Consider the following 19,806-nt stretch of genomic DNA (forward strand, 5'->3'; position numbering starts at 1 on the left):
ACGGTCTCGGACGTGGTACTCACGGCGGCGCCCATTGCCGTTCGGCAGTGTGACGACACCATGTCAGTGAGAAGGTGCCGCCTGAACGGCCGGCGGCAGCATCCCGCCTAATTCGTCTGCGCGAAGGGCCCGGTATTTTGACGACCCGGGGCCATTTCGCTCCAGCAGAACGCATTCGAGAGATTTTTCGGCGACGGTCTTTCGCACATGAGCCAGCAGGGTCGCTTTGTCCGGCAAGGCTTCTGCCTCCGGTGTTTCTCCCGGCTCAGCGGCAGAGGAGGACTCGCTCTCGGATCCTCCGGACGAGGTTTGCGCCAGACCTCCCACTACCCAAGCGCAGAGGGCAATTTCAATGGCCTGCGCCAATGAGGCCTGGGCATATCCAGGCTGCGAGTCGATATACCGTCCCATCTGACGTTGAACGGCGGACGTCGCGCCAAGCGTGGCCCACCCCCGCCTCTCTTCAAAATTTCCATCGTAGTTGATGGTGAGGAAGAGATCTCGCTCCGGCTTCATCCCCAATTCGGCCAGCAGAATTTTGGCGATGAAGGGCGCTTTATAAATCTCTTCAAAGGCCTGCTTGATGGTCGGCGCCAACCCGTACTTCATCAGCCTTGCGCCCGTGACATCCGACGGCGATCGGTTGAACCCTTCGACATGGGCCATTTCCAACAGTGAGAACCGCAATTTCTCCAGATCGGCCGGATGTCCCATTCCACCGAGCGCAATGCGATCATAGATTTCATAGAGCTTGGGCGTGCCGCGGCTCACAGTGAGCATCACGATGCCGTCGGCATAGGCCAACGCCACGACCGGCGCGCCCATCGTAAACTGTTCATCAAGATACTGACGCCGATTGCCGACCGCCTCGATCCATCGATAGGGTTCTTCATACATAACGCGTCACCTTCATCCTAATCATAGGGCCCGCACGCTCGTCGGCCGGCAGCGCATCATTCTAGCCTAGAGCCCCCGAACGACCTCGCGCTCGTATAATTGTTTCAAATGGCCATCCGCAATGGTCTGCACGCCGGCTGCGGTAATGAGCTTCACGACAGGATAGAGATTCAGCTCACGATTCACGCCACCGGTCGCGGAATCGAATTCAGCCGCACTGGAGAGCAATCGCAGGGCTTGCACGGTGGCCTGCTCTTCAGGTAACGCCGCGAGCGGTTGAGGCCCCCAGGTATTCACATAATGGAGGATGCCCCGGATCGTCGGCGAGCCGGAACCGGACACGGCATACTCCACCGCTTCGAACTCGGCCCCGAGAATGTCGTAGAAATAGATCTTCGCCGCTTCCTGCTCATGGTCATACCCGGCAAAGACCGGCACGACGGCTCCCGTTCCGGCCAACGCCGCCGGCACGTTTTCTTTGAGCAACTTCGACACCGCGCGAAGCTTCCCTTCAAAACTCAGCTCCTGCAGCTGCGTGCGTCGGTAGTATTTGAACGAATGCGCCAGCACCCGTACCATCTCATACGCGGTAGCCGGCACACCGGCAATGGCCATCACACTATGACGATCGATCTCCAACACCTTGTCAGTGCGGTCGTACATCACCATATTCCCGGCGGTCGCCCGGCGATCACCCGCGACCAACACCCCGTCACGATACTTCAGCGCGAGAATGGTGGTAGCGTTCGGAATATCCATCCCCGCCCCAGCCGCCGCAGGATTGCCGAACTGGTACCCCTGCTCTTTCAACAGCTGAAAGAAATCTCCTTGCATCCCCATTGCCACCTCATTAGGCATGACACGTATACCGTCACGGTCGACGGACAATGTCTTCAATCTTCACACTCGCAACCGTTTGCGTGTCACTATGTCCCGTTCACGTTTATTGTCCCGTGCGCTGCCGATACCGCTCTGCCTGCTTGGGATCGACCTTTCGCATCCGCTTCATCAGATTGTCCTTGTCCGGCGAACCCGTGTCCGGCCGCCGTGGGCCGCCGCCTTCTTCCGAGGGACCTGTCGGTTTCGGCATCGGATCGCCCGGGCCTTCACGACGTTCCGGCATCACTGTATATCGCATCATTGTGCATCCTTTCGTTGTGCCCACGCAGCCAAGGCATCAGCCGGCGACGCGGCGCTTTCGAGCAACGCGGCACAAGCCTGCACGGCCTCCGGCTCGAAGAGATCGCCCATCTCCAAGGTACGGCCGCGCAACCCGCTGGAGAACTGGACTCGCTCCCACTGCATTCCCGTGATCTGTTCGGAAAACCGCCTGACACACAACCCGCGCAATCCTCCGCGAGTGTCAGACGGACCGGCTGAGAGCGCCTGCGCGATGTCGTGCTCGGCCGTCATGCGCCACGTCTTCCCTTCGGCTTCGAGCCCGAGAAACAATCCACGGTCAGGATTGAGGTTATGGTATTCCAAATCCAGGCTGGCGAGCCAGGGATCCTCCCACGCGAGCTGCTCCTCGCGCATGAAGGTTTCCAGCAACCACTGTTTCGTTACCCAATCCAGCTTGCCGACAAGTGGTGTGCGATCTCCGCCGAGGCACTGCAGGGTGTCGTGCCATTCACGGAGAACCCAATCGGCATCGGGATCGCTCCCCCCGCAAACCCGGCTCGCTGCGTTCCAGTACTCTTGCTGAATAGCCAGGCCGGACATCGTCCGTCCATCTTTCAACCGCACCGTCGTGTTCAGATCGGGGTCGCGCGATAGCTGCTTGATCGCGGCCACCGGCTGCTCCAGCTCCATCTGCGGAGCGGCACCGTGCTGAAGCACATCCAACACCAATCTGGTGGTCCCGACTTTGAGCGCCGTGGCGTACTCGCAGAAATTGGCATCGCCCACAATCAAATGCAGCCGCCGATACTTCTTCCGGTCGGCATGAGGCTCATCGCGCGTATTGAGAATGGGCCGGTTGTGCATCGTGTCCACGCCCAGCTCCGCCTCCATAAAATCTGCCCGCTGCGAGAGTTGGAAGGGACCGGGAACAAAGCCGGACTCCTGCGCTTCCATGCCCACCTTCCCGGCTCCGGCAAACACCTGACGGGTCACCAGGAACGGCAAGAGGCCCCGTGTCAACTGTGGAAAGGGTATCGCGCGCGCGACGAGATAGTTGTCGTGACAGCCATAGCTGTGACCGTGAAAGTCGGTATTATTCTTATACAGTTGCACATACGCGCCGCCCAGCCGCTGATTCCGGCGATCCGCCGCGCGTTGCGCGACGCGCTCCCCCGCGCGGTCATGCGCCAAGAGATCTTTGAGCGTCCGACATTCCGGGGTCGAATATTCGGGATGCGTATGGTCATTGTAAAACCGTGCGCCGTTCGGCAGAACCAGATCGCTTTTCATCTCATGGAAGGAATACGGACGATGGGCATCGACCGTGGCAAAGTCGTCTTCTTCCTTATCCTGTTGCAGACCGGATACACGGAAGCCGCGGGCATCTTCATGGGGATCTTCGCCCCGATAATCCCATCGCCGTTCGAACTCGCCGGTCAGATGGGCGCGCACCAACTCCATCGATTCCTCAACCGGATCGACCGCATCAAGATCCTCCCTGGTGATGCCATACTCCGTTTCAATGCCGAAGAGATGCATAATCCGTCAGGCGTCAGGCGGAACACATGCCCGCCTTTTGCCATTCGCCCTCACATTCTATGCGATCAAATAATCTGGTTGACCAATCGTTCTTCCGTCGGTCTTCCGCGGCGGAACGACGAGACACCGACCACCTGCTCAGGATGATGATCCAGCAGCTTCAACCATTCCTCCGCCGCATCGTCGGGGGGCAGCATTTCCCCTTCTCGATATTCCTCCTGCACGGCATCAAGGAGATCCTGTGCCCGAATGCCGTCGCCCGCTGCCGCGCCGGTCTGCGCCACCGCCCGCTCAATCGCCTTTTCCTTCGCCCGCTGGACGATCGCAGACAGAATGGCCCCGCTGACAAGATCCCCGCGATACAGCACCTTGTTCTGCCCGTTGCGCAGACGTATGGACAGGACACGGTTCTGGTCGGTTCGCGAGAAAAGACTCTCGACCACCTGCTCGATCACCGCGCGGCGCGCCGTGTCGTGAGAGTGATCGTGTTGCTCCAGCAATGCGGGCTCGAGCGGAAGCGCGGGGGTGAGATACACGGACAGAATCTCCACAGCAGCCTCTCGAGTCGGACGCGCCACTTTGATCTTGCGATCGATCCGGCCCGGCCGCAGCACCGCGGGATCGATCAAATCCGGCCGGTTGGAGGCCAGAATGATCACCACATCCTGCAACGACTCGATCCCATCCATCTCCGCGCAGAACATCGGCACCAGCGTATTATTGATGTTGAATGACCGCATCGACCGTCTGGTGCCCAACACCGACTCCGCTTCGTCGATAAAAATAAACGGCAGCGCCCCTTCTTTGCGTCTGGCCCGGGCCTTGGCGAAGAGGTCCCGAACGATGCGTTCGGACTCGCCCAACCACATGTTGAGAATTTCCGGTCCCTTGATATGGAGGAACGCGCCGCTCGTCACCGGCGGATTTTTCGTGTGGCCGTCTGACGCAGCCTGCCCCTGCGACTCCCGCACCAGCTGCGACAAACTGGCCGCCGCCGCCTGCCCGATCAAGGTCTTGCCGCAGCCCGGCGGGCCATACAGCAGGAACCCTTTCGGCTGCGTAAATTGATATTTTGCGAAGGTGTCGGCATGGAGCAAGGGATATTCGATCGCCTTGCGGATGGCCTCGATCGCCTGTTGCTGCCCCCCGATCTGCTCCCAGGTGACACTCGGCACTTCATCCAGCAGGTGTGTCCGCGCCTGACGGTTTTCAAACTTTTCAATCGCAATCCGGTGGGTAGGTTCAATGCGGACTTCATCACCGGCCTTGAGGTCCACGCCCAGCAAATCGCTGGACCGCTGCAGAATCAACGCCTGCCGGCCCATATCCTGTTCAAACCGGATACGCCCGTCCGGCAAAATCTCCGCAACCTTCAGCACGGGCCCATTGCGGTCGTAACCCAGGGCCTTGATCACGGTATAGGCTTCGTTGACCAGGATCTGCGTCCCGATCTTGAGGTCCCCGGCCGGGAGCCGTGGGTCGATGTTGGCGTAATATTCCGCCCCGCCCACCACGATGCGCGCCACGCCCTCCGCCGGAACCTCCACGAGCAGGCCCACACGGTTGGCCGGCGCCGTGAGCTTCGCGACGACCTCATTGAGCTTTTTCAGTTCCGTGTCGCGGCGGTCCTGGGCGACCGACTGCGCCGTCACGACATGGCGTAACTTATACAGAAGCTTCTGACGGGGGTCGCCGTCGGGGAACGCGGCCAGACATTCATCTATCAGTTCGATCGGATCTGCCGGTGTCGAAGTGTCGCGCGAGGGCGATTGGCGCGCCTCATGGCCAGGCTGATCCGTATTCCGATGGTCACTCATAGTCATTCCTCCGGCTGATGCCACTCCGGTCATCCTAACACAGGGAACCACGCCGCTGTCGCCTTCGGATTCACCGCTCATCTCGCACCGGGCGACGCGTGCTGATCGAACGCGCGCGCGTCCAGGAATTCATGCGCTTCATCCTGGAAGGGTGCTCCCGCAGAAACCTCAAACGAACCGTGCAGCAGGCCGCAGCGAGTGACGAGCCGTAGAATGCCCTCTGGCATACATTGACGTTCCTCACGATACGAGCCGGTAGCCGGCGGACTGGTCCCAGTCTCCTACCGCTCAGTTGACGGCCTGGAGGGTCGCCGTCGCCTGCAATCGGCGATGGCCTCGCGCAAATCCGATCGTGACTTGATCACCGACCTGATGTTCTTCCATGAAATCCATCAGGTCGTCGATGGTCTCAACCGGCTTGCCATCCACGGCAACAATAATATCGCCCAGTTCAATGCGACCGCCGACGGTCTCGCGCGCCCCGTGGAGGCCAATCCGTTCCGCCGCACTGCCGCGCCCGACCTTTCCGATAATGACGCCTTTCACACCCCACCGCCGCGCCATGGCATCGGGAACCAGCGAAATGCCCAATCCCGGCCTGATCAGCTTTCCATGCTTGATCAACTCCGGCACAATGCGGTTGACCGTATCGACCGGCACCGCGAACCCGATCCCGGCAAACGCGCCGCTGGGGCTGACGATCTGCGTGTTCACCCCGATCAAGCGCCCGCCGCTGTCCAGCAACGGCCCACCCGAGTTGCCCGGATTGATCGCGGCGTCGGTCTGAATCACGCCTTCGATGGTCCGATTGCTCATCGATTTGATGGTCCGGCCCAACGCGCTCACCACGCCGGTCGTCAGGGTGTGATCGAGGCCGAAGGGATTCCCGATCGCCAGCACCTTTTGCCCTACTCGCAGGGACTGAGAGTTGCCGATAGTAACCGGTTGGAGTGTCGCTTCGGAGGCCTGAATCTGAAGCACCGCGATATCATGATCGGGATCGGCTCCGATGACCTTCGCCTTATATTCGGTACGGTCAGCCAGCGTCACCGTGATCGAATCCGCTCCGTAAATCACGTGATAGTTGGTGACAATGTGGCCGTGCCGGCTCCAGACAAATCCGGTCCCGGAGCCCTGCGACACTTCGAACACGTTGAACGACCAGGGATCACGCTGCATGGCCGTGTTGGCAATGAATACCACCGATCGGGTAGCCCGGTCGAAGACCGCAATCGTCGCCTGTTCTTCCTGGCTGAGTTCGGTCGGAGCCGCAACTTGCGCCGCTCGAAGAGGGGAAGCGCCCTCGGCAGCGATACCACCGGCCGGCTGTGACAGTCCCGACAGCAGGCTCGACAACAACCCGACACCCAGGATCCGTACGACAGCGGTCTGTGGGCTCACACTCACCGATCGCATCTATTCACCGATGACCTGCAACACCAGCTCTCTGGTTCTTGCGCGGGTGTCAAAATCCAACACGGCAATCTGTTGCCAGGTTCCCAATGTCATGCCCCCCTCCTGAAAAGGAATCGTGAGCGACTGTCCCTGAAGCTGTCCGCGCAAATGGCTGTGACCGTTATCTTCGCCCGCATTGCGCTCATTGTGCTGCCAGTGTGGATCGGCGGGAATGAGCCGCTCCCACAGGACTTTCGTATCGGCGCGAATGCCGGGCTCGTCCTCGACAATCAACACGGACGCGGTCGTATGCTTGATGAACACCGTCACGATGCCCGCCCGCAGCTGCGTCTGTTGAAGAGCGGCCTGCACCTGCCCAGTGATGTTCTCCATCCGGCTGTCGCCTCGCATCGGCACATGAATCGACACCGTCTTGACGGCCATCTGTTACTCCTCACTCGCCTGACGTAAAAATGCCCGTTCCCGCCTTGATAAGGCATGCCCTCTCGCCTGCTCAAGCACCGCGTCAAACGCGCCTTCTGCCGAGAGTCTGCGCAAGGCTTGCACCACCGGACGAGTAATGATCCCTTCTGCCTGCAGCCCATTGAGATAGGCAAACGCTTCCGCCAGATCTTCACGGCGCCGCACGTAGTAGTCACGCCCCCGGCGCTGGTTGCTGAACGCCTCGAACTGTTCGCAGGCAACAAGAATTTCCGCCAACTGCCGGACCCAGGGCTGCGCGCCGGCCAGTTTCTCAGGATAATAGTAATAGAGCATGATCCGCCCCATCCAGGGCGCCCAGACAACTCCCAGCTTGCGCAAACCCGGTTTCACGATGCGTAATCGGGCGGCCAGTCGACGGGCATACCCCAGACGCATCTCCACTTGCTCGCAAGCCCATGGATCCAGAGTGATGCCGGCAGTCTCCATCGCCGCGCGATAACGGGCCACAAAGGCTTCGGTCTCCCGGCCATAGCGGGTTTCCGGATGGGCGGCCCTCCATTCGCGAGGTCTGGTGGGAATGCCGTGGGCGCGAGCCCAGGACCAGATGCGGCCGAAGAGTGGTCGATCGAGTCCGGCCCGCCCCAAATCATGGAGGAGACAGGCGATCTGATATTGTTTCACCCGCGCAGGATCGTGGCCTAACCGCTGGGCCACAGCCGCGCACATCCGGGCCGTCCGCATGGCATGGGGGCAGTCATACCCTTTGATCATTCGCCCCGGACGACGCGGATCGGGATAATCGTAGAACCGTAGCAAGGTGGATGCGAATGCCCGGGGCACCAGCAAGGGAAGGGAGGTAGTGCGTGTACGTGCCATGAAGGGGTGATGCGACGGAGGCGACGGTTGACCGCCGGCAGAATATCGTCCACGAAAAGAACGTGTCAAGCAGAGCAGCGCGCGGGGAGCGGATTTCCTCGCACTGGCCGCAGAGCTTTGTTATCCTGAATCGGAAGTCGATCGACCACGGGAGGAAACCATGAACATGACCCGGTCCATGCAGATCCTGGCAGGCGTTGCGTGTCTCCTGCTGGCGGAAGCAGCCGCCCCCCTGTTTGCGTTCGACCAACTGGTGGATGTGACCAGCAAGGTCACCCCCTTCGTCACTCTGCGCAGCCGGGACAATTTTTCGAGTGAATATCGCTACGACGTCACGGTCCGCAACAGTTCGCCCGATCTGTTTGTGGCCGACAGTCTCATCCTGGTGTTGGATCACATCACCAATACCGCCGGGCAGGATCGTGAGAACCTGACGGGCGAATCACTCTTGACCAGGATGGAAATCATCGGCCAGGACGGCGCCACGGAGGACGGCAAACCCTTTTTCCGCATTCCGCAAGGATCGGGACCCGACCTCACCCCGAACAGCGAGAGTCTCCCCGTATCCGTCCGCATCCGGAACCGGGACTACGTGGCCGTCTTCACCCCTTCATTCCGGGTCATGGGGCAACGGCGTGAGCCACCGAAACAGAAAGCCCAGGCAGCCGCCGCGCCGCACAAAGCGACCACCGACAAACTCATCCAGCTGCTGCTCAAGAAGGGCTTGATTACAGCCGAAGAGGCGCGGACCCTCCTCCAACCATGAGCGACCATCCCTGCAAGGCCTGCGTCGGGACCTGGCCCCGCCGGGACCATTTCCTCGCCGATTGCGGACTCACCAAGGCCTACCTGCACGACGACCAGTTTTTCCCAGGATGGACGGTACTCGTGCTGAAGCGCCACGCGACGGAACTGTTCCATCTCTCCCGTGAGGAGCGTAGCAGCCTCATAGAAGAAGTCGCCCAGGTGTCCGCCCTCCTCGCCGAGGAATGGCGGGCGGTGAAGATCAACTACGAATTGCTCGGCAACCAGCTTCCACATATCCATTGGCACCTGATTCCGCGCCTTTCCCAAGACCCGGCTCCACTCGAACCGGTGTGGCGCATCCCGCATGAACCGGTCCGGCTCCAACCGGATGCCCTGGTTTCCATGGTGGACCGCCTCAGGGCAATCTGGCCGACGCACCAACAGCAGCCGCCATTCAAGCCATAACCCGTCCGTTGGCCATGATGTTGACTCCTCCAGCAGGGCCGAGCGGGAACAGTTCCCGCACCTTCCTTCAGACGCTGCTCCGTACCCTGCCACTCCACGTGCTGATCGTCACCACCATCGTGGGAGGGGCGGCGTTCTTTTACAGCGCCTCCATCTCGAACCGTGGAGCCTGGGCGACGCTGGGAAGCTGGTCGCTGACCGCGGTGTATGTCATCGTCGGGCTCATCGGCGGGACTGTGGCCGGCGTATTGGACGCAGCCCGGCGGATGGTGGAGCGGCTGGAACAATCCCTCCGTGACTGGCTTCACACGTTGCCCGCTCTGAACCAGACCGCCGACACCACAGGCCAGAACCTGTCCACCATTCGACAGGAATACGAAACCCTTGTCGACCACTATGTGGCCCAAGCGAGGCTCCGCCTCCGGTTTCCGGGGTGGCTTGAACGATTGACTCGCACGGCATTGCGAGGCCTGGTGGTGGATCGCTTTTTGGCCTCCTGTACGGCACGCGGGGTCCACCTCGTCGCTCCCCAGGAGTTTAGAAACTGGCTCCTCGCCGAAGGCGTGAGCCTGGGATTCATGCCGGTCGTGGATCAATTGTGCTGGTGGCGCTACCTCCTGTTGGGTCTGTTGATGCTCCTTACCGCCATTGCGCTGACGCTTGCCTTCCTGACAACCTGATCCATGGCGCGGAGTACTCCACTGTTTGTCCCCTGCTGAGTTCGTCCTCGACCAGGACAGCATCGGTCACGGACACAGGTTCCCCGTCAGAACCCATGGAAATTTCTCGCCATCTATGTGTATATAGTAAGAGACCTTTTACGTGGAGCCCTGCCAGCGCTTATGTTCTTGCAACGCCTCGCCGCCGGACGGTGGATTTTCATCGTCATTGTGACAATGCCTCTCACGGTCCTCCTGGCCGGCGCGCAAGAAGAGCCCTCCCCCGGTGCGACGACAGAAACGGTCCAACCAGAAGCACCCGTCATCAAGACCCCGGCAGTTCCACCGACTGACCAGGCCGCTCAAGAAGCCGTCCGGGTAGAACCGCTTCCCAGCGAACCGCCCGCACCACCGCCACCACCGGCCCAGGCCCCCCTCACACCACTCGAGATTCTGGCAAAGGCCCGGCAAGCGTTGCATGTCGAACCGGATGCCCAGGAACCCCGGCTCACCCTCGGCAGAATACTGTTTCAGCTGGGTGATACAGATGGCGCCATCGACGAATACCGGACCGCCCTGCGCTTCCATCCCACTGTCGCCCAGGCGCATCTCGATCTCGGCACCGCTCTGATGGCCAAGCAGGACTGGCGCAGCGCCATGACGGAACTGCAAGAGGCTGTCCGCCTCGACCCGATGCTCGTGCAGGCGCACTACAGCATCGGCACGATCCAATACACACGCGGCAACATCAAATCAGCCATCAAGGCCTACCAGGAAGCTCTGCAGTTGAAACCGGATTTTGCCGAGGCCCATTACCGCCTGGGGCTCGTACTCAAGATGGCGGGTCGGGATAAAGAATCGGCTCAGGAACTCGAGTCGGCCGCCGTAGCCGGCCTTGCCAAAGCCCAATATTTCCTCGGCAACGCCTATCGCTCCGGACAGGGAGTCGAGAAAAGCCAAATCATGGCGATCACCTGGTGGGCGCAAGCCTTCGAACAGGGTTTACCGGAAGCAGCCCAAGCGCTGACGCAACTCAGACGACTCGCAGCCGTCAAAGGCAATCTGCAAACCAAACAAACCAAGGCGGCCGCTGAGGCCTTCAAGAACTACTGCGATCAAATCTGGTTGGATTTTCCCGACCTCGACCGGGATCAGCCAGCGGAGACCGTCGGCACCACGTTGCTCAAACAGGGGCGCACTGCGGAGGCTCTCCCGGTGCTCCTGCGTGAAGCCTATGCCCTCAACGAAATTTCCCATGCCACGCTGGTGCAACTGTATGAACAGGGACTCGACGGGCAACTCCCGCCGCATGGCCAATGGATCCTGAGTTATCTGGAATCCACCGCCGCCGATGGAGCCGTTCCTTCCCGCATGGCCCTGGCCCGTATTTATGGCAAAGGTCTCGGCCTGGCCCCTGATCAGGCCAAGGCCAAAAGCTACCTGAAGGGTTTGCCGAAGGACGACGTCAAACGTATCCTGGACGAACTCGCGGCTGAGCCTCCCAATCCGTCATAAACGAACGGCTGCAACTTCCGGTTCGTCAACGACCACCCATGCGAATCGCCACCCGCCTGTTCGTCAGGAATATCTGGCTGCAAGCCGTGGCGATGGCCCTGATTGCGATCGCCCTCGCCGCAATCATCTGGACACCGGCGCCGGCCACGCACCAGGCGCTGGAATGGGCGCCGTACGATACCTGGATGCGCCTCCGCGCCCAACCGGCTCCAGACCCGAACCTCCTCCTCATCGTGAGAGACCAGGCCAGCGAACAACAATTCGGCGCCGGGCCTTGGGATCACGCCCTCCCGGCAAAACTCATCACCGCGCTGAATGACGCCGGAGCCGCCTCGATTGGCCTGGATATTCCGCTCGATCTTCCCAGCCCTCCCAATCTGGGCGGCGCCGTCAGTGACGCGCTGCTGATCGAAGCGGTGAAGTCAGCCGGAACCGTCTCGTATCCAACGGTCATGACTCCCATGTCGGATCAGGAGACGACGGGATCTTCGACGCCGTCACCCCATACCACCCCGGGGAGAAGCGCACTGCACCCGACGCTCGATCCCGATCGCGTCGTCCGTCGTGTGCCGCTCTATCATGGCGCCGGACCGGGTCAGCTTCCGGCCCTGGGGTTCGCAGTAGCCGCCACCTTCTGGCAGATCCCACCGGATCAAGTCGAAGGACGATCCGGATTCATACGACTGCGCAACGCGCGAGTACCGGGCGGATCGACCCGCGACATCACCATCCCCCTGGACCGTCACGGCCGGCTGCTCATCAACTTTGCCGCGCATCCGCTTAAATTTTCTGCCGCCTCCGTGCTGGATCTCACTCGCATGATCGACCGGAACGACCATGAAGGACTGAGCGCCCTGATCAACGGCAAAGCGGTATTGCTCCTCACGCAACCGATCCCTCAACCGGAACGAACGACGCCGACCGGCGAGGAAGCGTCCGACATGCTGCTGCAGACACATCTGCTGCACACGCTGCTGACGCAAGACTGGATCCGGGACCTTTCCCCGCTCCAACGGGCCGTCGTGACGTTTGCCCTCTGCCTCTCCGCGGCCTGGATGGTCCTCCTGTGGGCGGATTGGAAAGGCCCGGCCCTGGGCACGGGGATTCTGTTACTCTATCTCTGCGTCAGTTGGACAGTGCTGGCCACCGCCCAGTGGGTCCTTCCGTTCATCATTCCCGTCACCGCCACCCTCATGATCCTCGTCACCGGCAGCCTCCTGGGGCAGTTGGTGACAACCAGACGCGTGGTGCTGTTGGAGCAGGACATGCTGCAGGTGCAACAAAATCTGGTAGCAGTTCGCGAAGCCTTGATCTATCGGGAAACGGCCGTGGAAAGCCTGGAGGAAGATTTGGAGTCCGCTCGAGCCAGCATGTCTCATTCGGCCTCTAAAGAAGCCGAATCGAGCAGGCTCGCCGCCGATCTGCAACTCAGGATCACAGAGGCCCAGGAGCAGGAAGCTGCAACCCGGCAACGGATGGAAGAACTCGAACAGCAGCTCCAGCGCATGCGGGCGGCAACGATCAGCGCGGAGCCCCTGGGCAACGTGGAACAGGAGACGCTGCGCCGGGAATGCGAGCAGGCAGGGATGATCACCACACACCCGGCGATCCTCACGATGTTTCGCGACCTCAAAAAGGGCGCGCGCGCGATGGTCACCGTCCTGATCACAGGCGAGGCGGGAACCGGCAAAGAGCTCTGCGCCCGCGCCGTGCATCGTTTGAGTCCACGAGCGGCAAAGCCATTCATTGCCGTGAACATGGCGGCCATCTCGCCGGAACTCTTTGAAAGCGAACTCTTCGGCCATGTCCGCGGCAGCTTCACCGGCGCGCTTGCGGACCGCAAAGGGTATTTCGAACTGGCGCACTCCGGCACGATTTTCCTCGATGAAATCGGCGACCTGCGGCTCGACCATCAAAGCAAACTCTTGCGCGTGTTGCAGGATCGATCCTTCTACCGCGTCGGCGCCGCGACTCCCACCACGGTGGATGTCCGTATCGTGGCTGCGACCAACAAGGATTTGCAGCGAGGCGTGTCGGAAGGCTGGTTTCGTGAAGACCTGTATTTCCGGCTCAAGGGCCTCGTGCTGCACCTGCCGCCGTTGCGGGAGCGTCGAGACGATATTCCGCTCATCGCAGAAGCCTGCCTGCGCGACTCGGCGAAACACAACCATCAGGCATCCCTGCGTCTATCGGAAGAGGCGGTCTCAGCGCTCACGCAACAATCCTGGCCAGGCAACGTGCGGGAATTGCGGCAGTGCCTCGAGCAAGCCATGGCGCTGTCGGACGGCCCGGTCCTCTCTGCGGCGGATCTTCGCCTGTCCGCCCAACCGCCACGAAGAATCGGGGCATCCGGCGCCGTGCCGCTCATGCCCGATCCTGCGGGCGACCTCGCCGTCTTACACCAATTGCGTCAACAGCGTTTCGACATGCAAGCCACGGCCAGAGCCCTGGGATGGGATCGCAGCACCGTCACGCAACGACTGAAAGGACTCTGCTTTCAAGCGCTCGTCGATTCGGACGGGGACCAGGCCAAAGCCGCCGCTGCGTTGGCGGGAGACCCGTCCCTCCTGCGCACAGTCGAGCTGAAATTAATGGACTACCATGGACACCTCATGGAGACCATCACTCCATTCACCAATGCGGACGACGCCCTGCTCGACTGCAAGCGGCGTTTCAAAAATCTGCCCGAGCGCCACTTCAAACCCGTCGAATCCCTGGTGAGGCGGCATTTTTCTCCAGCATGATCCGCACATCTCGTTCTTCATGAAGGATGCCGAACGTCTCATCGGCTCAGGCGCAATGTACCGAGGACACACAGTGACAGCAGACCGGGTGCAGGGGTGGTCATGACTGAGCCTGCGCAAGTGAATTGGACGGAGAACGGACAACCTTGCTCCGCGCATTGGCGTTCGGAATGGGGCGCGCCTCCCCCCACCCGCGTCGTGATCGCCGACGACAGCCTGACCGCCGATGCTGCCCACCGGCTGGCCTGTGAGGGGACCGCGCTACTCTGGCAGGGGGACTTCCACAACGCGCGACAACTGCTGAATGCCATGGCCAGACGAGCAGACCGCCATCCCCCCAAGCCGGGCACGTCTCCGACAGAGTCCTTTCACTTTCACCGGCAGACGCAATCCCGCCGGGCCCGCATCCTCGGTATGCTGTTGGTCGCCCTGGAGGACAATTACGACATTCGTCTGCGCCGCGCCCCCGACCTCCGGCAAGCGTGCGCGGAAGCCTTCGGGCCCGCTACGGGTCGCGCCCTGGTCTCGCTGCGGGAGTTGCTCGGCGTCATTGGCGCGCATGAATGGCGCAAGAAGGGGATACACGTTCCTGCCCTGGGCGACCGCATCCATCCGCACTATGGAGTGTTTTCACCGATTCGCAGCGAGTACGTCGCGCTGGTGGCCGATGCCCCGCTTCCCGCCTGTACGCTGGCCTTCGATATCGGGACCGGGACCGGCGTGCTGGCGGCAGTGTTAGCTCGCCGCGGTGTCCCGCGTATCATTGCGACCGATCAGGATCCTCGCGCCTTAGCCTGTGCTCGCGAAAATCTCCAACGGCTTGACCTGAGTAATCAGGTGGACGTTGTGCACGCGAATCTGTTTCCAGCAGACAAGGCCCAACTCGTGGTCTGTAATCCGCCATGGGTGCCGGCGCGGCCCACCTCGCCGCTTGAACAGGCAATTTACGACCCTGAGAGCCGCATGCTGCATGGATTTCTCAATGGACTGGCCGCGCATCTGGAGCCTGGCGGAGAAGGCTGGCTGCTGCTCTCGGATCTCGCCGAACATCTGGCACTCAGATCCAGGGACGAACTCCTCGCCGCATTCGAGCAGGCAGGGCTCGTCGTTGCCGGCAGGACCGACATCCGACCGCAGCATCCACGCGCATCCGAACAGGCCGATCCCCTCCGCGCCGCCCGCGCGGCGGAGATCACATCGCTGTGGCGATTGAAAAGCCGATGACCGGCGAGGGGTATCGTGAGCGCCGCATTGATGGACTCAGGGCATGACATGAGCGGGAAGCGGCCTTACCATCTGACAATGGCGAGATGCGCAAGGCAGGCCGGAGAACCAGCGTTCGGCTCCCAATTCCTTCAACCGGGATATTTTCCGCGTGGTCTCTCCGCTTGACGCGCAAACACTCAAGATAAACCGGTCACCCAGATCTCCGCTTCCCGCCCTCTCCCGGCGATCGACATCGGTCGCGCCTCGCCGGCAGCCGGACAATACAAGACCTGCTCCATACTGCGACCAAGACACAACCCGGCTCAGCCCGTTTTGGCAAGTACGCGCCATCGGCAAGTGGGACGTCGGGAGAGCTGCGAGTCCTGCCTCACAATGGTCCAGCATGCGGGGCTAGCCCCGCATCCCCGCTGATCCTCACATGAGCCGCTGTGTCCACGCATCAGTCAATTTTCGCTAACGCGTTGTTCTACCTCATTTTTCTCGCCAAGATCCGCGCGGCCTCCCCTGGCCCTTGCCTTGCTCTACGAACCGCCCGACAGCGGGCGTTCGGCAGGAAGGAGGTGACCATCAGCAGGCCGACCCCGCGAGCACATGGTCAGTCGAATCATCATCAATCATCAATGAGCTGGAGCGATCCGGCGCCACAACACAAGGAGCAAGCAGCCATGCAAAAAGCCCCCACAGCCACCCTCAGCGCAGGACCAGTCGCCCCCACCATCGTCGGCCCGGACCGTGACATGAAGGATGTCTATATCCTGAGCGGTCTCATCGGGTTCCTCGCCCTCGTCGTCGCCGCCTTCTGGTACTACTCCCAGGCGGATGAAGCGGCCCACAGCAACCAATCATCACAGGCTCTCGATAGCAGCCAGGTATCCCAGGTTCTCAAAGACTCCACCGACAAGGTGACGGCCTCAGCCGCCATGCCGATCATTCATGTGGAGACAGCCGCATTGGCGAGTAGAAGCACGGACATCCTCCACGACGATATCCTGTTTGAAATCGGACGCAAGGGATTGAGCGACGATGGCAAGGCCGCCCTTCAACGCCATGCGGAGTTCCTGAAGAACGAACCGGATTGGGGCGTGCTTCTTCAAGGCTACACGGATCAACAGGGCTCGATGAGCTTTAACAGAATCCTCGGGATGAAACGGGCCGAGACGGTCAAGCAGCAACTCATCTCCCTGGGCGTGCCGGAATCGGCCATCCAAACCGTGAGTCTAGGTGAGGAAGGCGCCCTGTGCATCGATAACAGCGATGTCTGCCGGCAGATGAATCGGCGGGTGCATGTGGAGATGCGCAAGATCGGCCGGGAACACATGTTCGTTCCTGCCGTCACCACCGGACCTGTCGCCGATGCGTTCTCCGAGACCTCCGACCTTCCGGTTGAATCAGCTCCGATCGAGTCAATCAGCGAAACCCTTTCCTCTTCTGATCCTTCTTCTGATTCTTCCTCCGACAGAACGGACACACCGGCTGAATCGGCAACCGGCAACTAACGTGACGCCGAGGTCACCCTGGGAAAGACCCTTCGTCTTTCCCAGGGGACCCTCAACCACGCATCAACTCATCTGACAACGTGAGGATCACATGATGACTGAATATCTCTCTGCCTCCCGCTCCTGGCTTCACAGAATGACTTCCGGCTTCCTCTTTTGCGTGGTGCTCTCCGCCCTTGCTTTTGGAACTCATCCCCCGGAAGCCCGCTCAGCCGAATCGGCAGCCACGTTACGCACAGGGGTCGTTCCCACCATGGGCATCAACGAGGTCACGGAAGGCACCCTGCTGTTCCGCACCAATCAGGCAGGGCGATTTTCCCCGGCCCCTATTCTGAAGACCGATGTCCAGATCGCCGTCACCGGCACCATTGCCCGCGCCACGGTTCGTCAGGAATTTACGAACCCCAGCACCAGAAAAGGTGACTGGCTTGAGGGCATCTACGTCTTTCCGTTGCCGGAAACAGCGGCCGTCGATCACCTGCGCATGAAAGTCGGCGAGCGGACCATTGAAGGGCAGATCAAGGAACGGGCCGAAGCCAGGAAGGTCTATGACCAGGCCAAACAGCAGGGAAAGCGAACGAGCCTCTTGGATCAAGAACGGCCGAATATGTTCACGGCCTCCGTGGCCAATATCGGACCCGGCGAGCATATCACCATCGAAATCGAGTATCAGGAGACTGTCCGATATGACGCCGACCGGTTCCAACTTCGCTTTCCCATGGCGGTGGGACAGCGCTACATCCCCGGCACGCCGGTTATCATCGAAGGGCAAGCCCCCAAAGGGTCCGGCACCATGTTGGACACAGACCGCGTTCCTGATGCCTCGCGGATGACGCCGCCGGTGCAATCACCCGCCCATGGATCAATGAACCCCGTCAGCCTCTCATTGACGCTTCATCCCGGCTTTCCGATCGACAAGGTCGAGTCACCGTTTCATCCCATCATCACCATTCCGGACGCGGAGGGCGGTTTTCACATCAGTCTCCGGGCCGACGCAGTACCGGGCGATCGTGATTTTCAACTGATCTGGCATCCCGCCCCACGCAGCGGGCCCATCGCAACCGTCTTCACGGAGCAGAAGAACGGAGAGACCTATGCCATGCTGATGCTGGTCCCGCCGACACAGCAGGACGAGAAGGCGCAACGCATTCCACGCGACCTCACCTTCATCATCGACACGTCAGGGTCCATGGCCGGCGCATCAATCGATCAGGCGAAACGCGCATTGGCCGGGGCACTCACGCGACTGACCACGCAGGATCGTTTCAACGTTATTCAATTCAACACTATCGTCCGCTCGCTCTTTTCCGTTCCTCAACCGGTCACGACCACGACCATCAAACAGGCGGTCCGGTATACCGAACAACTCTCCGCCGACGGAGGCACCGAAGTGCTCCCCGCCTTGCGACAAGCCCTCAAGAGCCCGCAAGACAGCTCAAGACTGCAGCAGATCATCCTCCTGACCGATGGCCAGGTCGGGAATGAGGAAGAATTGTTTGAGTTGCTGCACCAACGTGTGGGCACCAGGCGTTTGTTCACGGTCGGCATCGGCTCGACGCCCAATAGCCACCTGATGCGAAAAGCCGCCGAATTCGGGCGCGGCACGTTCACCTATATCGGCAAGGTCGATGAAGTGGAACAGAAGCTGGAGCGCCTGTTCAAAAAACTGGAACGCCCGGTGCTGGGGGACATCGCCCTCGATCCGGCCGGATGGTCCGGGCTGGAACACTATCCGGCCAAGATTACCGATCTCTATGAAGGTGAGCCGATTGTGCTGGCACTCAAGGCTGATGCACTCCCGTCACACGCGATGTTGCGTGGGCAGGCGGGGGGCCATCCCTGGTCGCTCCCGGTCCCATTGAACCAGACCTCCGCGTATGGCGGGCTCTCCGTTTATTGGGCGCGGCAAAAAATCTCGTCGCTGATGGATGAAGCCTACAAGGGGGGCAGTGACGAGGCAACGAAAACCTCCGTCCTCGAAGTGGCATTGGCCCACCACCTTGTCAGCCAATACACGAGTCTGGTGGCCGTCGATATCACACCGGTTCGACCGACCGATGCTCCTGGCGAAGAGCAGGGTCACGCAACGAACCTGGCCAGTGCGCAGGACCTCGGAGCCTTGCCGAAGACGGCCACCGGCTGGCAACTGCACCTCTTGCTAGGATTCTCCGCGGTGGTACTGGCAGCATGGCTGAGAGCACTGCGGATCGGGGTCGCATGAGTCGAACCAGGCAGCAGTCCTCGCTCCTGCTCTGGCTGATGGCGAGCCTCCTCACCATCGGATTGTGGCAGGTCTGGGAAGGATCGTGGATGTATGCCAAGGCCGGGCTCGCGCAGCTTCTGCTGCAGCGGGCCTGGACTCGCTCCCTTGCGGGAGAGGCCATGCCGAAACCCTGGCCCTGGGCCGACACCTGGCCGGTCGCGCGCCTGCAGATGCCACGCCTATCGGTCGATATGATCGTGTTAGCCGGCGCCCATGGACGCACGTTGGCATTCGGGCCGGGTCACGTCGGTTCAAGTGCCCTGCCAGGACAACCAGGCACCGTGATGATCGCCGGACATCGAGACACACATTTCCATTTTTTGCAGCACATGCAACCGAACGATCGACTCGAGGTCACAGGAACAGATGGAACCATTCAGCACTATCGGGTTGCAGAGCAGGGCGTCTTGGATTCGCGGCGGGACCGTATTCCGACGAGAGATGATCAGGAGGAATTGATCCTGGTTACGTGCTTCCCCTTTGATGCGATCACGAACGGCGGGCCGTTGCGCTACGTGGTGCGGGCCGAGGCGGTGCATCAGGCCGAACATTCATGAGGCGCTTCAGCATTCACTGAACGCAACGATCGGTTTCAGTCCA

Annotated in this window: 17 protein-coding genes; 9 read left to right on the plus strand and 8 right to left on the minus strand. The window is 61.0% G+C overall.

Annotated elements, in window-relative coordinates; all coding sequences use genetic code 11:
• Window positions 1–63: 63 nt before the first annotated feature.
• From GDA65_05715 to GDA65_05750, 8 genes are all read right to left on the minus strand, one after another.
• Complete coding sequence (locus GDA65_05715) at window positions 64–897, minus strand: hypothetical protein (GenBank protein ID MBA5862187.1); 834 nt, start codon at window positions 895–897, stop codon at window positions 64–66.
• A gap of 66 nt (window positions 898–963) precedes the next feature.
• Window positions 964–1,737: a proteasome subunit alpha gene (locus GDA65_05720; GenBank protein MBA5862188.1), complete on the minus strand. Its 774-nt coding sequence runs from the start codon at window positions 1,735–1,737 to the stop codon at window positions 964–966.
• Window positions 1,738–1,840: 103 nt separating this feature from the next.
• Entirely contained in the window at window positions 1,841–2,035 is a 195-nt protein-coding gene (locus GDA65_05725; GenBank protein ID MBA5862189.1) for a ubiquitin-like protein UBact, read from the minus strand.
• Entirely contained in the window at window positions 2,035–3,558 is a 1,524-nt protein-coding gene (locus GDA65_05730) for a peptidase (protein MBA5862190.1), read from the minus strand. The genes GDA65_05725 and GDA65_05730 overlap by 1 nt, the downstream gene beginning before the upstream one ends.
• 65 nt (window positions 3,559–3,623) lie before the next feature.
• Window positions 3,624–5,375, minus strand: coding sequence for an AAA family ATPase (locus GDA65_05735; protein ID MBA5862191.1), 1,752 nt, complete (start codon window positions 5,373–5,375; stop codon window positions 3,624–3,626).
• 288 nt (window positions 5,376–5,663) lie between these two features.
• Window positions 5,664–6,749, minus strand: coding sequence for a trypsin-like serine protease (locus GDA65_05740; protein MBA5862192.1), 1,086 nt, complete (start codon window positions 6,747–6,749; stop codon window positions 5,664–5,666).
• Between the two features lie 42 nt (window positions 6,750–6,791).
• Window positions 6,792–7,193 (minus strand): YjbQ family protein, encoded by a 402-nt coding sequence (locus tag GDA65_05745; protein MBA5862193.1) that lies wholly within the window; start codon window positions 7,191–7,193, stop codon window positions 6,792–6,794.
• A 24-nt stretch (window positions 7,194–7,217) separates the two neighbouring features.
• Window positions 7,218–8,090 carry a hypothetical protein gene (locus tag GDA65_05750; protein MBA5862194.1) on the minus strand — a complete coding sequence of 291 codons (873 nt, stop codon included), beginning with the start codon at window positions 8,088–8,090 and terminating at the stop codon, window positions 7,218–7,220.
• Window positions 8,091–8,250: 160 nt separating this feature from the next.
• Here GDA65_05750 and GDA65_05755 point away from each other — a divergent pair, with 160 nt between their 5' ends.
• The 9 genes from GDA65_05755 (at window position 8,251) to GDA65_05795 (ending at window position 19,763) form a co-directional block, all read left to right on the plus strand.
• Entirely contained in the window at window positions 8,251–8,856 is a 606-nt protein-coding gene (locus tag GDA65_05755; GenBank protein MBA5862195.1) for a hypothetical protein, read from the plus strand.
• Window positions 8,853–9,302 carry an HIT domain-containing protein gene (locus GDA65_05760; GenBank protein MBA5862196.1) on the plus strand — a complete coding sequence of 150 codons (450 nt, stop codon included), beginning with the start codon at window positions 8,853–8,855 and terminating at the stop codon, window positions 9,300–9,302. Before GDA65_05755 ends, GDA65_05760 begins: the two co-directional genes overlap by 4 nt.
• A 14-nt stretch (window positions 9,303–9,316) precedes the next feature.
• Window positions 9,317–9,982, plus strand: a complete 666-nt coding sequence (locus GDA65_05765; GenBank protein ID MBA5862197.1) for a hypothetical protein — start codon at window positions 9,317–9,319, stop codon at window positions 9,980–9,982.
• A gap of 162 nt (window positions 9,983–10,144) precedes the next feature.
• Window positions 10,145–11,476, plus strand: coding sequence for a tetratricopeptide repeat protein (locus GDA65_05770; protein MBA5862198.1), 1,332 nt, complete (start codon window positions 10,145–10,147; stop codon window positions 11,474–11,476).
• Window positions 11,477–11,514: 38 nt separating this feature from the next.
• On the plus strand, window positions 11,515–14,220 hold the full coding sequence (locus GDA65_05775) for a CHASE2 domain-containing protein (protein MBA5862199.1): 2,706 nt from the start codon (window positions 11,515–11,517) through the stop codon (window positions 14,218–14,220).
• A 102-nt stretch (window positions 14,221–14,322) separates the two neighbouring features.
• The gene (locus tag GDA65_05780; protein ID MBA5862200.1) at window positions 14,323–15,444 is read left to right on the plus strand and encodes a methyltransferase; all 1,122 of its coding nucleotides are present in this window, start codon (window positions 14,323–14,325) and stop codon (window positions 15,442–15,444) included.
• Window positions 15,445–16,067: 623 nt separating this feature from the next.
• Window positions 16,068–16,943 (plus strand): OmpA family protein, encoded by an 876-nt coding sequence (locus tag GDA65_05785; GenBank protein ID MBA5862201.1) that lies wholly within the window; start codon window positions 16,068–16,070, stop codon window positions 16,941–16,943.
• 91 nt (window positions 16,944–17,034) lie between these two features.
• Complete coding sequence (locus GDA65_05790; GenBank protein MBA5862202.1) at window positions 17,035–19,164, plus strand: marine proteobacterial sortase target protein; 2,130 nt, start codon at window positions 17,035–17,037, stop codon at window positions 19,162–19,164.
• A complete protein-coding gene (locus GDA65_05795) occupies window positions 19,161–19,763 on the plus strand; it encodes a class GN sortase (GenBank protein ID MBA5862203.1) in 603 nt (200 codons plus the stop codon). The genes GDA65_05790 and GDA65_05795 overlap by 4 nt, the downstream gene beginning before the upstream one ends.
• Window positions 19,764–19,806: the final 43 nt, after the last annotated feature.

The organism is Nitrospira sp. CR1.1, assembly GCA_014055465.1.
Lineage (GTDB): Bacteria > Nitrospirota > Nitrospiria > Nitrospirales > Nitrospiraceae > Nitrospira_A.

Coding starts and splice junctions, on each gene's coding strand:
- GDA65_05760 (MBA5862196.1), top strand. CDS start 8,853: ATGAGCGACCATCCCTGCAAGGCCTGCGTCGGGACCTGGCCCCGCCGG.
- GDA65_05725 (MBA5862189.1), bottom strand. CDS start 2,035: ATGCGATATACAGTGATGCCGGAACGTCGTGAAGGCCCGGGCGATCCG.
- GDA65_05780 (MBA5862200.1), top strand. CDS start 14,323: ATGACTGAGCCTGCGCAAGTGAATTGGACGGAGAACGGACAACCTTGC.
- GDA65_05785 (MBA5862201.1), top strand. CDS start 16,068: ATGAGCTGGAGCGATCCGGCGCCACAACACAAGGAGCAAGCAGCCATG.
- GDA65_05730 (MBA5862190.1), bottom strand. CDS start 3,558: ATGCATCTCTTCGGCATTGAAACGGAGTATGGCATCACCAGGGAGGAT.
- GDA65_05765 (MBA5862197.1), top strand. CDS start 9,317: ATGATGTTGACTCCTCCAGCAGGGCCGAGCGGGAACAGTTCCCGCACC.
- GDA65_05750 (MBA5862194.1), bottom strand. CDS start 8,090: ATGGCACGTACACGCACTACCTCCCTTCCCTTGCTGGTGCCCCGGGCA.
- GDA65_05775 (MBA5862199.1), top strand. CDS start 11,515: ATGCGAATCGCCACCCGCCTGTTCGTCAGGAATATCTGGCTGCAAGCC.
- GDA65_05770 (MBA5862198.1), top strand. CDS start 10,145: ATGTTCTTGCAACGCCTCGCCGCCGGACGGTGGATTTTCATCGTCATT.
- GDA65_05755 (MBA5862195.1), top strand. CDS start 8,251: ATGAACATGACCCGGTCCATGCAGATCCTGGCAGGCGTTGCGTGTCTC.
- GDA65_05795 (MBA5862203.1), top strand. CDS start 19,161: ATGAGTCGAACCAGGCAGCAGTCCTCGCTCCTGCTCTGGCTGATGGCG.
- GDA65_05735 (MBA5862191.1), bottom strand. CDS start 5,375: ATGAGTGACCATCGGAATACGGATCAGCCTGGCCATGAGGCGCGCCAA.
- GDA65_05790 (MBA5862202.1), top strand. CDS start 17,035: ATGATGACTGAATATCTCTCTGCCTCCCGCTCCTGGCTTCACAGAATG.
- GDA65_05720 (MBA5862188.1), bottom strand. CDS start 1,737: ATGGGGATGCAAGGAGATTTCTTTCAGCTGTTGAAAGAGCAGGGGTAC.
- GDA65_05715 (MBA5862187.1), bottom strand. CDS start 897: ATGTATGAAGAACCCTATCGATGGATCGAGGCGGTCGGCAATCGGCGT.